The organism is Flavobacterium sp. GQ95, assembly GCF_059758655.1.
This window is the reverse complement of record NZ_JCAXEB010000002.1, coordinates 39,007-51,926: the sequence shown is the minus strand read 5'-3', so window position 1 is coordinate 51,926 and position 12,920 is coordinate 39,007. Positions and strand designations below refer to the sequence as shown.

Sequence of the window (12,920 nt, the reverse complement as noted above, 5' to 3'; positions counted from 1 at the left end):
TAAGGTTCTGAGATGCTAAGATTTCAGAACCTTAGTTTTTTAAATTAGTATTGTCATAAAAAAAACTTAGAATCTTAGCATCTCAGACTCTTAGCAACTTAAAAAAAATGAAAGAAATCTTCGAATGGAATAGATTATTTTACAACGATTTACCAGCAAATTTTGCCCTGGAAGTTGTATTTCGTTCTACTGTCATGTTCATCATTTTATTGCTGACTTTAAAATTAGCAGGAAAACGAGGTGTCAAACAATTGTCTATTTTCGAAACCGTAATTATTATTGCATTAGGATCTGCAGCCGGCGACCCAATGTTTTACGAAGATGTCGGTATTATACCTGCCGCAATTGTATTTTTAGTTATCATCATTCTTTATCGTTCCGTAACCTGGCTGACAGGAAAAAGCAAAAAATTTGAAGAATTTATTGAAGGTAAAACAGAATGTCTTATTCAGGATGGTAAATTTTCTATAGCAACTTTTAAAAAAGAAAGTTTGGCACAGGACGAATTTTTCTCTGAACTCCGTATCAAGTCTATTGAGCATTTGGGTCAGATAAAACATGCTTTTTTAGAAACCAGTGGAGAAGTAAGTGTCTTTTTTTATGAAGATAAGGATGTAAAGTACGGTTTACCTATTCTACCGGGCTTATTTAACGACAAAAACAAACAGATCATAAACGATGGGATTCACGCCTGCACCTTTTGCGGTCATACTGAAGAACAAAAACCAGGAACCGCAAAATGTAAAGTTTGTCAAAAAGACGAATGGGTTCCGGCTATAAAAACGCTTAGGATAACATAAACCTTAATTACTTTAATCAAAATAATTTATGCTATTTCTAATTGGAACCCGGGATTCAAATGTAAAAAATGGAATCATTTTAAATCAAGAATGTCCTAAATGTAAAATGGAAAACGAATTACATTTCAGCATTTACAGGAAGTATACTCATATAACTTTAATTCCCTTATTTCCAGTTGGAAAATCAGTTTTCATAAAATGTAATAATTGTGAAAATAACTTTGCTTATGAAGATTTAACTGAAAGTGGACAACTACAACTCCGAAATGAAAAATTAGAAAGTTCAATTTGGATGTTTTCAGGCTCTACTATTCTAGCATTATTCCTTATTTTTACAATCAATAGTTATTTTGATAAAAAAGATGAAACCAGTCATCTGATAAAAAATCCAGTCGAAGGGGATATTTATAATTTAAAATTATCGAATGGTTATTACTCAAGCATGAGAATTGATAAAGTAACTAAAGATAGTATTTTCACAACGCATAATGATTTTGATGCCTACTTACCATATGAAGTCGATAATTTGGATAAAGATGAAAATTATTCAAATAAAAAAATGTCCTATTCAAAAAGAGAAATTGTAAAACTTTATGAAGAAGATGAAATAATAAAAATCACGAGAAAATAACCAAATTTAAGTTTCAATAATTAAAACTTAGAAACTTAGCAACTCAGAACCTTAGAACCTTAAAAAGAAATGCGAAAAGCCATATTCCCGGGATCATTTGACCCAATAACACTCGGTCACGAAGACATTATCAAAAGAGGAATTTCCCTTTTTGATGAAATCGTAATTGCCATTGGTGTCAATGCCGAAAAAAAATACATGTTTTCATTAGAAGAAAGAAAGCGTTTTATCGAAGAAACTTTCAAAGACGAGCCCAAAATTTCGGTCATCACTTATGAAGGATTGACAATAGATTTGGCACACAAGGAAAAAGCACATTTCATACTAAGAGGTCTGCGCAACCCAGCCGATTTCGAATTCGAAAAAGCCATTGCACATACTAACAGACGTTTATCTAAAATTGAAACGGTATTTTTATTAACTGCTGCAAAAACATCTTATATCAGTTCAAGTATTGTTCGTGACGTATTGCGAAATGGCGGTGAATATGAAATGTTGGTTCCTGATGCGGTTCGAGTTAAGAAATAAAATAAAAACACAGTTAAAAACAATAAAAATTTTATATTTTTTATTAAAAAAAGACAATGAAAAAAATTCTAGTTATAATAATTATATTTATTAGTTATAATTTATTCCCTCAAAGCGTAGTTGCAACAGTTTATAGTGGACCACATTTAATATTGACTACTGATTGGTCAAAATTTAATACTAAAAGCATAGTAGTAGAAAAAGTGGATGGAAGCAAAAGGAAAACATACTACTTTTCATCAATAAGACCTATAAACCCTGATGCAATGTATGTAGAAGGCCTGAACAATGACTTCGAACAAGGCTCGCAAGTTAAGGTATATGTTCTAAAAACAAAAATCAGCGGAATTATTTCCAACCAAATTCAGGCAACTGTAATCAGTGGCCATTTAGAAAAAACAAATGACTGGTCTCTTTATAGCAATAAAACTATACTTGTAGAAGAAACTAATGGACTGAATCAAAATATCTATAAGGCTACCATTAATAGAAACTATAATCCTGATGCAATGGCAATTCCTGAAATAAACAATGATTATCCTCTGGGAACGAACGTAAATGTATCTATAATGGAAGATGTTAGTTTCTTAAATAACAATATGGGAATTGGAACTACTTCACCGGCTTACAAACTTGATGTTTGCGGAACAATTAGAGCAAAAGAAATAAAAGTAGATTTATTAGGTGGCTGCGATTTTGTTTTTGAGAAAGACTATAAATTAATCAAGCTAGAGGAGCTTGAAACTTATGTAAATACAAATAAGCACCTTCCTGAAATAGCATCTGAAAAAGAAATGATTGAAAGGGGGCTCAATATGAAAGACTTTCAACTTAAATTATTACAAAAAATTGAAGAACTAACATTATATACTATTGAACAAAATAAAGAAATAAAAAATCTAAAAAAGAAAGTTCTAAAATTAGAAACTAAGTCAAGAAATAAATAAAAGTATTAATTCAAGATTTAAATTTTTTAATCTAAATAGTAAAGAGTTTAAGGCAAACCTCAAAACATAAACTTGCAAGCGAAAGCAATTATAAGTAATTTCGCATTTTTAAAACAAACAGAAATAATGAGCATCGAAAGAGAATTGAACAAACGAAGCGGATCTAAATGTGAACTTTGTGGCGCCGAAGAAAATCTAAAAGTATATCAGGTATTACCAACTAAAAAAGGTGGACTTGATGAAAGTATATTAGCTTGTACTACTTGTATTGACCAAATTGAAAATCCGGATAATGTTGATTTAAATCACTGGAGATGCCTAAACGACAGTATGTGGAATGAAAATATTTCCGTACAAGTGGTTGCATGGAGAATGTTAAGCCGTATGCGCGCTGCAGGATGGCCTCAGGAATTACTTGATATGATGTATTTAGACGAAGATACTTTGGCATGGGCGCAAGCCACTGGCGAAGGCGAAGACGACGAAAACAAACTGGTTCACCGTGACAGTAACGGTGTAATTTTAGAACACGGAGATTCTGTTGTTTTAATCAAAGACTTAAAAGTAAAAGGCTCAAGCATGGTTGCTAAACAGGGAACAGCTGTTAGAAACATCCGTTTAGACCACGAAAATGCCGAATATATTGAAGGAAAAGTTGATGGGCAACAGATTGTGATTATCACACAGTACGTAAAAAAGATATAATCTTTAAAGGTTCAAAGGTACAGAACAACAAAGGCTCAAAGGTTTTTAACTTGAAACTAAAAAAACTTGAAACTTGAAACAAATAAAAAAGGCTATTCAAATTTGAATAGCCTTTTTTATTATTGAATTTAAAATTTCATGACAAAGGTTTAACTTGAAACAAATAAAACCTGAAACCTGAAACTAAAAAAAAATTATTTTTGGAATAATTTATTGATTTGGTCTTTTACGAAAGGCTCAGAAACACTGCTTGTTGCTGAAGAAGCTTCTTTGCTTGAAACCATAAACTGAACTGTCGCTTTTTCAGGAATAACACTTCCTGTGTAATGCAACCAAATATAATTGTTTGGCAATTCTAATTTGATATCATATAACGGACTTGCACCAAAACCATTCATGATAATACTGTAAAGACTTGCGTAATCGTTATTAACGTTTTTAAACGTAAATTTTCTCAAAGTTGAACCTTCTTCATCATCGTTTTGAATACTTGTGTAGTATACAGTATATTCATCTCCGATTTTCTGAATGTAGTTGTTATTTACTTTTCCTAACTTCTCAACCGGAACAGTTTCAAGAACTTTAATTTGTGCAAAAGAGACAACACTCATCAACAAAACGGCAATCGTAATAATTCTTTTCATAATTAATTTGGGGTTTATTATTTACTAGCACAATAAACGCAGAAATTATGATAAAATAAAGCGTTACTGGTTAATTTATTAACAAAAGATTAAGATAGTTGTTTAAAATTGATTTAACACGAGCACAATAACGAATTAAAGTACTGAAAAACAATAAATTAAACCACATATAATCATCTAAAATGGTATCAAAAACACTTTAAAATCTCGAATTTATAAGGCTTAAAACACTTAAAAAAAGAAAAAATTTTACTACAAAAAGCACTAAAAATCAATGATTAGGTTTTGAAATTTATATCAAATTACCTTCAAAAAAGCCTGAAAACGGATACTTGAAACAAAAAACTATCTTTCTTCTTCCTTCTTCACTACTTTTCTGGCAACTTCAATTTTAAATTTCTTGCCTTTCATTTTTTCATCTTTAACGTTTTTCAACAAGTCATTTACTTTATTGTATCGTACTGCTGCAAACGAAATGAAATCTTTCACTTCAATCAATCCCAAATCACCTTTTTCTAATTTTCCTTTTTGTGAAAAGAAGCCAACAATATCAATTTTATTCAGTTTTGTTTTCTTTCCGCCACTAATGTAGATTGTTTGGTATTCTGGTGGTTTTGGCAATGTTGTACTGTTTTCTACTTTTAGAACTTCCATTCCATAGTCGATATAATCCATTTTTTTTTCACTTTCGTGGATGATTATATACGCCGTTCCGGAAGCCTGCATACGTGCGGTACGACCGTTACGATGTGTAAATTCATCTTCTTTTAGAGGTAAATGATAATGAATTACGTGTTTCATTTCCGGAATATCCAATCCACGTGCTGCTAAATCGGTAGTAATTAAATAACTCATACTTCCATTTCTGAATTGAATCAAAGCGCGTTCACGCTCGTCCTGATCCATTCCGCCGTGATAATAGGTTGCGTAGATTCCTTTTTCGTTTAAAGTATCACTGATACGTTCCGCCGCATCACGATGATTACAAAATATAATAGCTGACTGTGATTTAAGTGAACAAATCAAATTGAATAAACTTTCTAATTTATCTTTTGCTGGCGAAACCACCATTTTCATAGATAGATTTGCTTTTTCTTCTTCCTCTGGAATAAAGTCTAAAACCGTCGGATTAACCACTCTTGTATATCTTGGAATCTCAATATCTGAAGTTGCTGAAACCAAAACACGTTTGTTCAGTTTCGTCAATTTTCCAATGATATAAGACATTTGCTCATGAAAGCCCAATTGCAATGATTTGTCAAATTCATCTAAAATCAACGTCTGGATTTTATCCGTGCGAAAAGTATCTCTGTCAATATGATCTGCAATTCGGCCTGGAGTTCCAATTAAAACTGCTGGCGGATTGCTTAAATTCTTAATTTCAGTATCTATGGAATGTCCACCATAACAAATATTTACTTTGTATTGCGTTCCCATTTTTTTCCAAACTTGCTCAATTTGCAAACCTAATTCGCGAGAAGGCACTAAAATTAAACATTGAACTGAAAGAATTTCAGGCTGTAATAATTCTAAAACCGGAAGCAAAAAAGCCAATGTTTTTCCGGATCCTGTCGGAGAAAGTAGTAAAACATTGTTATCGTTTAAAATTGCGTCTTGAGCAACTTCTTGCATTTCGTTCAGGCTCTCAATTCCTAAATTCGAAAGTATGTTGTTGGAATGGTGATTTTTATTCATTTTGCAAAAGTAGGTAAAAAAAGTTGTTTCAGGTTTTTCTTGTTTCAGGTTTCAAGTTTCCCAAACTTTGTCTAAAATTTTTACCGCAAAGTTCGCAAAGGTTTTTTAAATAGATTATGTTCATAATGTATTGAAAAACACAAAGTTCGCAAAGCTTTGCGAACTTTGCGTAAACCTTTGCGCACTTTGCGGTAAAATATCAAGTGGTTTTATTCTCACTTCAACTTGAAACCTGAAACAAGAAAAACCTGAAACTATTTTTTTTATATTTGATTCCTATTAAAAACCCAAATTCATGAAACTTTTTACCATTTTCATTTCACTTTTCACAATCTCAATTTTCGCTCAAAACACTAAAAAATACGATACTTTTTTTGAAAAAGGGAATGGGAATCAATCGGCCTCCTATGAGGAAACGATTAAATACTTTCAACTTTTAGCCAATGATTTTCCGACCATTCAGATTAAAGAAATGGGATTGACTGATTCAGGAGAACCATTACATATGGTAACTTTTAATCCTGACAAAGAATTTGATTTTGATAAAATTCAGAAAACTAAGGCCGTTCTTTTTATCAATAACGGCATTCACGCTGGTGAGCCTGATGGAATCGATGCCACTATGCAATTTTATAGAGATTTAGCCATCGGAAAAATGAAAGCGCCTAAAAACACGATTTTAGTTTGTATTCCGGTTTATAATATTGGCGGTGCTTTAAACCGAAATTCTACAACACGCGCAAACCAAGACGGGCCGGAAGTTTATGGTTTTAGAGGAAATGCCAGAAACTATGATTTGAATCGTGATTTAATGAAATCGGACACTCGAAATACCAAGAGTTTTGTGGAGATTTTCCAAAAAATAAATGCTGATGTTTTTATTGACAATCACGTGAGCAATGGCTCAGATTACCAATACAAACTGACTTATATTATGACACAGCATAATAAATTAGGAACTGTTTTGGGTGATTACATGAATGATGTAATGATGCCGGCTTTGGTCAAAGATTTACAGCAAAAGAAAATCGAAACAACGCCTTATGTAGATTCTTTTAAAGACACTCCGGATAAAGGTTTTGGGCAGTTTGTCGATAGTCCTAGATATACTACGGGCTATACTTCCTTGTTCAATACCATTGGATTTGTAGTTGAAACACATATGCTGAAAAAATATGCCGAACGTGTAAAAATGACTTACGAATACATGAAATCGACTATGGATTTTACCGATGCCAATTATCAAAAAATCAAAGAATTGCGTGTAAAAAATCTGGAGCAATATCAGCCTAAAAAAACCTATACTTTAAAATGGGAAATGGACAGCACAAAAGCCACGACTTTTTCTTTTTTAGGATACGAGGCCGGATACAAAAAAAGTGATGCTACAACAGGAAGCCGCTTGTATTACGATCGTAGCAAACCCTATAAAAAAGATGTTCCGTACATAAAAGAATTCAAATCACTAAAAGACGTTGTTATTCCGTCTGCTTATATCATTCCGCGTGGTTATTGGAATATTATTGATCTTTTAAAGAACAATAATATTTCGTTTACGCAGCTTAAAAACGATACGATTATTGAAGTAGAAAGTTATAAAATTGCCGATTTTAAAACATTTTCAAGTGCCTATGAAGGACATTATTTACACTACAACACAACAGTAAATTCTAAAATTATAAAAATAGCTTTCGCCAAAGGTGACTATCTCGTTTCAACAAAACAGAAAGGTGTAAAATATCTCGTAGAAGCTTTTGAACCAGAAGGCGTTGACTCATTTTTTAACTGGAATTTCTTTGATCCGATTCTACAGCAAAAAGAGCATTACTCAGAATATATTTTTGAGGATACCGCGGCGAAATTGCTAAAAGAGAATCCACAATTAAAAGCTGAATTAGAAACCAAAAAACAAAACGATCGCGAATTTGCGAAGAACTCTGAAGCGCAGTTAAATTGGATTTATAAAAATTCTGTGTATTATGAAAAGGCTCATATGCAGTATCCTGTTTATCGCGTACTGTGAGTTATTTAACCGCAAAGGGCGCTAAGATTTTTTTTGATTTTGAATGTTTTGAAAAAAGCTAAGATCGCAAAGCTTTGTAGAAAATCTTTGTTAAACTAAAAGAGGATTAGAAATGATTATAAAAATGCTGAGATCAATATTAATTTCAATAATTCAAATTGTTGTTATAGTAATTATTCATGACAGTTTAAATCATTTCTATCCAATAAAACATAAATCGGTTGGTTTTGGATTGACCATATTATCCACTGGATATGTTTTTATATTTTCAATTTTTGTATTCAATTTTTATCTGGAATTTTTCAGAAGAAATATTTATTGGATCGCATTTTGTCTTTTAATTCTAACTAGCATTTTACCATTATCAGCATTTAATGAAAGACCTCTAAGAAGTTTGTTTTTAATTCTGCTAGCTTTATGTGGATTTTTATCTTCTTTAGCTTTGAGTAATTTGAATAAATGGAAAATGAAAATTAATATGAAAACTGAAACGAGCTTTTGAAAACGAAAATCGCGTGAGGGATAGAAGCTGTCCGCCGCGGCGGAGCGACTAGCCCGACAGCATTAAAAAAGGGCCCAATGAACGCAAAGTTTGTTGGGCCTCTTTTTAATGGTGGCACGCCCAACTTTTTACCTTTTATATTTTTAACATTTTAGTACGCAACTTTTTTGAAGATATTTTACTAAGGAATATAAATCAAATTGAAAAACGAAATGAAAAAAATAATAACATTGTTTGCTGCACTTTTAATTGTTTCTTGTTCTAATGATGAGAAATCTATAGAAACTGCTACAGAATTTAGTCAGCCATCTAATCTAAAAGGAACTTATTGCTTTATTTCTGGCAGGACGGTTTTTTATGATCAAGTAACAAATATTGGCAGTTGTATTGCAAAACCAGGTTCTACAGCTAATTTTATTTACAATAGCTCTTTTAAATCTAAAAGTACAAAATGGACTATCATTTCGGCAGAGCCAAATGGATGTGTCATTGTAAATGGAAATGATAACCAATCTGAAATAAGTATTACTTTTGGATCTAACTTTGAAAGAGCCATGATAAATGTAACTGGCGAAAGTGAAAAAGGAGAATTGTGCGGACCAACTTTACTTATTACCAAATAACTTTATCCTGATTTTGTAAACTTCTAAATGATTTAAAAAATATAGTTAACCACAAAGTGTAGCTCTGCGTGAGGGATAGAGCTAAGCTACCGAAGTAGCAGCGAAAGCCCGACAGCATTTAAAAAAAGGCCTAATGAACGCAAAGTTGATTAGGCCTTTTTTTAAATGGTGGCACGCCCAATGTAAGATTCTAAGGCGCTAAGTTTGAAAAATCTATATTCTATACTCTTTATTCTTTATTCTTCAATTGAAATCTTACTCTCTTCTTCAAAAAGCAGTTTAATATTTTCATAAGAGTTTTTCAATGCTTCTTTGATTTGTTCCGGATTTAGCCAGGCCACTTTTTCGATTCCTTCTTCGATTTGACCTTGCGGTGTTCCTTCGAAATCAGAAAACATTTCGAACCAATGCGTTATTTTGAGTTTGTATTTTCCGTTTCGCTTAAAAACGTGATAGGTTTTTTGGAGTTTATTTGTGATTCGGAGTTTGCCTACGCCGGTTTCTTCTTCAACTTCGCGCATGGCAGTGTTTTCAATTTCCTCGCCTTTTTCGATTCCGCCTTTTGGCAAATCCCATTTTCCGTTTCTAAAAATGAATAAAACTTCGCCTTTTTTATTGTATACAAAGCCTCCTCCCGCTTTATTAACAGGGATTTTAGCTTTGAGAGTCTTCATAATCTCTCTTTCGTCGGGATGATACAAGTAAGCCTTTTGAATTTTATTTTGAAAAATTTTCACTATAAGCTGCTCAATATCAATACTCTCCAACAAGAATAATTGAAAATTAGTCTCTCTTGAGATTTCATTTGTCAAAAAAAGTGGTTTGTCGTTCACAAAAACTTTATACATTTGTATTATGATTTTTAATAAAGATACTGCCGAAAAAACAGCCGAATTGCTTTTGCAAATAAATGCAATTAAATTGAATCCAGAAAATCCTTTTACATGGGCTTCTGGATGGAAATCACCTATTTATTGTGATAATAGGTTAATTCTTTCATTTCCGATCATCCGAAATTATGTTCGTGATGAATTTGCGAAGAACATTGAAAAACAATTTGGAAAACCAGATGTAATTGCCGGAGTGGCCACTGGAGCTATTGGAATTGGGATTCTTGTTGCTGAAAGCCTTGGATTGCCATTTGTATATGTGCGCCCGGAAGCTAAAAAACACGGAAGACAAAACCAGGTTGAAGGTTTTTTACAAAAAGGACAAAATGTAGTTGTCGTTGAAGATTTAATTAGTACCGGAAACAGCAGTTTGATGGCTGTTGAAGCTTTACGTAACGAAGGTGCCAATATTAAAGGAATGGCAGCGATTTTTACCTACGGCTTTGGTGTTGCCGAAGAAAACTTCAAAAATGCAAACATCGATTTATATACCTTGAGCAACTACGAGAACTTATTGGAATTAGCAGTTCAAAAACAATATATTACTGAAGAGCAACAGTCTACTTTGCAAGAATGGAACGCAATTCCATCAACTTGGGGACAGGATTAATTTTAGGTTTTAGATTGTAGATTTTAGATTAACCTTTTCTACAAAGCTTTGCGAACTTTCATTTATGATAGGTTTACAATAGAAAAAAACCTTTGCGTTCTTTGCGGTTAAAAAACACGATGTTATTTAAATAAAAAATAAAATATGAACTTAGAAAGTCCAAAAGTTACTGTTCAGAAATCAGCTCAAGATCTATTTGATCAATTATCTGATGTAAAGAATTTTGAAAAATTAATGCCGGATAATATCGCTAAATTTGAAGTCATTGGCGAAGATGCTTTTATTTTTGGATTGAAAGGAATGCCGGAAATAAAACTAAAAATGAAGGAAAAAACAGCACCAAACAAAATTGTTTTAGGAGCTGCAAGCGATAAACTTCCTTTTACTTTGACTTCAAACATTGACAGTGTTTCTGATTCAGAAAGTGCTGTACAATTATTCTTTGAAGGAGAATTCAATGCCATGATGGCCATGATGATCAAAGGACCAATCAGTAAATTCATTGAAACTCTAGCCAACAATATGACTAAGTTATAATTGTGAATTATAAATGGTAAATTGTTAATTCGCTATTTACATAAAAAATTAAAGCCTGATTTTACGATCAGGCTTTTTTTTGCCTCGAAGACACTAAGACACAAAGTTTTTTTTTTTAGAATAATCTCGCAAAGTCGCGAAGTTGCAAAGTTTAGTTTTCTTTGTGTCTTAGCAACTTTGTGGCAAAACCCACACTTCATCCTCAAAAAACAACAGTTGGGAATTATAAATTATAGCAGAAAAAATAATTAATCGAAGTTTGATCCATAAACTAACTCAAACTAAAATGGAAACAGCTATTAAGATTTTAATTTACATTCACGCGTTTTTTGGAGGAATCGGTTTAATGACCGGAATTGGAAGTGTTTTGGTAAAAAAAGGAAGTTCATTGCATAAAAAAATGGGGAAATTATTTACTATCGGCATGTTAGTAAGCTGCTTAATATCCTTGCCTATTTGTTGGTTACCTAATCATCAGAATATCTTTTTATTCCTGATTGGATTATTTACCATTTATCTTGTGATTTCAGGAAACAGGGCATCGTCTTTCAAATACAAATCGGAAGCTAATTTTATGGACAAATTAATCTCTGGAACTATGTTGTTTTTTTCTGTTGTAATGATTTTCATCGGACTATATTGTCAACTAAACGCAATTGAAAATGGTATTTTATTTACTTTTTTTGGGGGATTTGGCCTCTTTATGACCATAAAAGATTTTATTTTTTACAAGAATGCTTCAGAATTCAGGAAGAAGTGGCTTTCTAAACATATCGGAAAAATGGTTGGCGCATTAATAGCTTCCATTACCGCTTTTATTGTTGCCGGAATGGGAATCGGGAATATAATTTCCTGGATGCTGCCCTCTGTTTTAGGTACAATTTATATCATCTATTGGAATAGAAAAATAGCACCGAAAAAAGAAAATCTAATAAAAGTGTAATCTGCCACGAAGTCACTAAGACACAAAGATTTCAAAACCTATGAACCTTTGTAACTCTGCATCTTTGAACCTCTCAGTAAAGCATTTGAACCTCCTTAATATCAAACTCTGAAACAGAATCGTCTTCGAGCATAATTTGTATTTTTCCTACTGAAGAAACGCCCTGAATGATTCCCATAAAGTTTTCTCGTGATTCGGAATTAAGGTTTTTAAAAGGCATTGGCACGCCCTTTCGGAATAACGTATTAAAATATTCTTTCCAGAAAATAGCCGAATTTGATTCCCATGATTCTGTATTCTGCTGTATTTTTTCAATAATTAAAGCTGGCAACATCTCTTTATCAAAAGTATGACCTGAAATGACTGCCAAGGAAGAAGCATTTGGCAATTCATCAAAATTTGTTTGATTAACATTTAGCCCTAATCCGACTACTGACACGATTCTGCCATCACTTTTGATGGTATTTTCGATTAGTATGCCACCAATCTTTTTATTGTATGACATAATGTCGTTTGGCCATTTTATGCTTAAATCAGGAATATTTAATGATTTTAAAGCTTCAATTACGGACAAGGAAACAATTAAGCTTAAATTAAAAACCTGCTCATTATCATATAGAAAATCCTTTACCAAGGCACTCATAATTAAGTTTTTACCCGATTCTGATTCCCACTTCGCTCCCATTTGCCCTTTGCCTTTTGTCTGATTTTCAGCTGTTACCACAGTAAAATTATCAAGTTCATCCTGACTTGATAATGCCTTAAGAAAGTCGTTTGTAGAATCTATGGCATCGAGTTTGATTAGTTTCATTCAAGTAATTTAAATAACTTAATTTAATATT

Annotated in this window: 14 protein-coding genes; 10 read left to right on the top strand and 4 right to left on the bottom strand. The window is 32.5% G+C overall.

Translation table 11 applies throughout. The features are described 5' to 3' along the window. Positions 1–107: 107 nt before the first annotated feature. The 5 genes from AC6CH4_RS04895 (at position 108) to AC6CH4_RS04875 (ending at position 3,611) form a co-directional block, all read left to right on the top strand. Positions 108–800 (top strand): DUF421 domain-containing protein, encoded by a 693-nt coding sequence (locus AC6CH4_RS04895; protein ID WP_498100685.1) that lies wholly within the window; start codon positions 108–110, stop codon positions 798–800. A 28-nt stretch (positions 801–828) separates the two neighbouring features. Beyond that, positions 829–1,431 carry a zinc-ribbon domain-containing protein gene (locus AC6CH4_RS04890; RefSeq protein WP_498100683.1) on the top strand — a complete coding sequence of 201 codons (603 nt, stop codon included), beginning with the start codon at positions 829–831 and terminating at the stop codon, positions 1,429–1,431. Between the two features lie 69 nt (positions 1,432–1,500). Then, positions 1,501–1,959 (top strand): pantetheine-phosphate adenylyltransferase, encoded by a 459-nt coding sequence (gene coaD / locus AC6CH4_RS04885; RefSeq protein ID WP_056185597.1) that lies wholly within the window; start codon positions 1,501–1,503, stop codon positions 1,957–1,959. A gap of 56 nt (positions 1,960–2,015) precedes the next feature. Further along, positions 2,016–2,906, top strand: coding sequence for a hypothetical protein (locus AC6CH4_RS04880; protein ID WP_498100681.1), 891 nt, complete (start codon positions 2,016–2,018; stop codon positions 2,904–2,906). Positions 2,907–3,032: 126 nt separating this feature from the next. Further along, a complete protein-coding gene (locus AC6CH4_RS04875; protein ID WP_498100679.1) occupies positions 3,033–3,611 on the top strand; it encodes a PhnA domain-containing protein in 579 nt (192 codons plus the stop codon). Positions 3,612–3,805: 194 nt separating this feature from the next. On the opposite strand, the gene AC6CH4_RS04870 is transcribed toward AC6CH4_RS04875, so the two are convergent. Beyond that, positions 3,806–4,255 (bottom strand): hypothetical protein, encoded by a 450-nt coding sequence (locus AC6CH4_RS04870; protein ID WP_498100677.1) that lies wholly within the window; start codon positions 4,253–4,255, stop codon positions 3,806–3,808. 345 nt (positions 4,256–4,600) lie between these two features. Then, positions 4,601–5,950 carry a DEAD/DEAH box helicase gene (locus AC6CH4_RS04865; protein WP_498100675.1) on the bottom strand — a complete coding sequence of 450 codons (1,350 nt, stop codon included), beginning with the start codon at positions 5,948–5,950 and terminating at the stop codon, positions 4,601–4,603. A 295-nt stretch (positions 5,951–6,245) separates the two neighbouring features. Between AC6CH4_RS04865 and AC6CH4_RS04860 the strand changes: the two genes are divergently transcribed. Both AC6CH4_RS04860 and AC6CH4_RS04855 read left to right on the top strand, forming a co-directional pair. Then, complete coding sequence (locus tag AC6CH4_RS04860) at positions 6,246–7,973, top strand: M14 family metallopeptidase (RefSeq protein ID WP_498100672.1); 1,728 nt, start codon at positions 6,246–6,248, stop codon at positions 7,971–7,973. A 714-nt stretch (positions 7,974–8,687) separates the two neighbouring features. Further along, positions 8,688–9,098: a hypothetical protein gene (locus tag AC6CH4_RS04855; protein WP_498100670.1), complete on the top strand. Its 411-nt coding sequence runs from the start codon at positions 8,688–8,690 to the stop codon at positions 9,096–9,098. Positions 9,099–9,334: 236 nt separating this feature from the next. Here AC6CH4_RS04855 and AC6CH4_RS04850 read toward each other — a convergent pair whose 3' ends face one another. Beyond that, positions 9,335–9,946, bottom strand: coding sequence for an NUDIX hydrolase (locus AC6CH4_RS04850; protein ID WP_498100668.1), 612 nt, complete (start codon positions 9,944–9,946; stop codon positions 9,335–9,337). A gap of 7 nt (positions 9,947–9,953) precedes the next feature. Between AC6CH4_RS04850 and pyrE the strand changes: the two genes are divergently transcribed. The 3 genes from pyrE (at position 9,954) to AC6CH4_RS04835 (ending at position 12,078) form a co-directional block, all read left to right on the top strand. Beyond that, the gene (pyrE, locus tag AC6CH4_RS04845; RefSeq protein ID WP_089354431.1) at positions 9,954–10,598 is read left to right on the top strand and encodes an orotate phosphoribosyltransferase; all 645 of its coding nucleotides are present in this window, start codon (positions 9,954–9,956) and stop codon (positions 10,596–10,598) included. 144 nt (positions 10,599–10,742) lie between these two features. Continuing rightward, on the top strand, positions 10,743–11,135 hold the full coding sequence (locus AC6CH4_RS04840) for an SRPBCC family protein (protein WP_192185128.1): 393 nt from the start codon (positions 10,743–10,745) through the stop codon (positions 11,133–11,135). A 286-nt stretch (positions 11,136–11,421) separates the two neighbouring features. Then, a complete protein-coding gene (locus tag AC6CH4_RS04835; protein WP_498100665.1) occupies positions 11,422–12,078 on the top strand; it encodes a DUF2306 domain-containing protein in 657 nt (218 codons plus the stop codon). 73 nt (positions 12,079–12,151) lie between these two features. Here the strand turns inward: AC6CH4_RS04835 and AC6CH4_RS04830 are convergent, their stop codons facing one another. Beyond that, positions 12,152–12,889, bottom strand: coding sequence for a biotin--[acetyl-CoA-carboxylase] ligase (locus tag AC6CH4_RS04830; RefSeq protein ID WP_498100663.1), 738 nt, complete (start codon positions 12,887–12,889; stop codon positions 12,152–12,154). Positions 12,890–12,920: the final 31 nt, after the last annotated feature.

Coding starts and splice junctions, on each gene's coding strand:
- AC6CH4_RS04895 (WP_498100685.1), top strand. CDS start 108: ATGAAAGAAATCTTCGAATGGAATAGATTATTTTACAACGATTTACCA.
- AC6CH4_RS04890 (WP_498100683.1), top strand. CDS start 829: ATGCTATTTCTAATTGGAACCCGGGATTCAAATGTAAAAAATGGAATC.
- coaD (WP_056185597.1), top strand. CDS start 1,501: ATGCGAAAAGCCATATTCCCGGGATCATTTGACCCAATAACACTCGGT.
- AC6CH4_RS04880 (WP_498100681.1), top strand. CDS start 2,016: ATGAAAAAAATTCTAGTTATAATAATTATATTTATTAGTTATAATTTA.
- AC6CH4_RS04875 (WP_498100679.1), top strand. CDS start 3,033: ATGAGCATCGAAAGAGAATTGAACAAACGAAGCGGATCTAAATGTGAA.
- AC6CH4_RS04870 (WP_498100677.1), bottom strand. CDS start 4,255: ATGAAAAGAATTATTACGATTGCCGTTTTGTTGATGAGTGTTGTCTCT.
- AC6CH4_RS04865 (WP_498100675.1), bottom strand. CDS start 5,950: ATGAATAAAAATCACCATTCCAACAACATACTTTCGAATTTAGGAATT.
- AC6CH4_RS04860 (WP_498100672.1), top strand. CDS start 6,246: ATGAAACTTTTTACCATTTTCATTTCACTTTTCACAATCTCAATTTTC.
- AC6CH4_RS04855 (WP_498100670.1), top strand. CDS start 8,688: ATGAAAAAAATAATAACATTGTTTGCTGCACTTTTAATTGTTTCTTGT.
- AC6CH4_RS04850 (WP_498100668.1), bottom strand. CDS start 9,946: ATGTATAAAGTTTTTGTGAACGACAAACCACTTTTTTTGACAAATGAA.
- pyrE (WP_089354431.1), top strand. CDS start 9,954: ATGATTTTTAATAAAGATACTGCCGAAAAAACAGCCGAATTGCTTTTG.
- AC6CH4_RS04840 (WP_192185128.1), top strand. CDS start 10,743: ATGAACTTAGAAAGTCCAAAAGTTACTGTTCAGAAATCAGCTCAAGAT.
- AC6CH4_RS04835 (WP_498100665.1), top strand. CDS start 11,422: ATGGAAACAGCTATTAAGATTTTAATTTACATTCACGCGTTTTTTGGA.
- AC6CH4_RS04830 (WP_498100663.1), bottom strand. CDS start 12,889: ATGAAACTAATCAAACTCGATGCCATAGATTCTACAAACGACTTTCTT.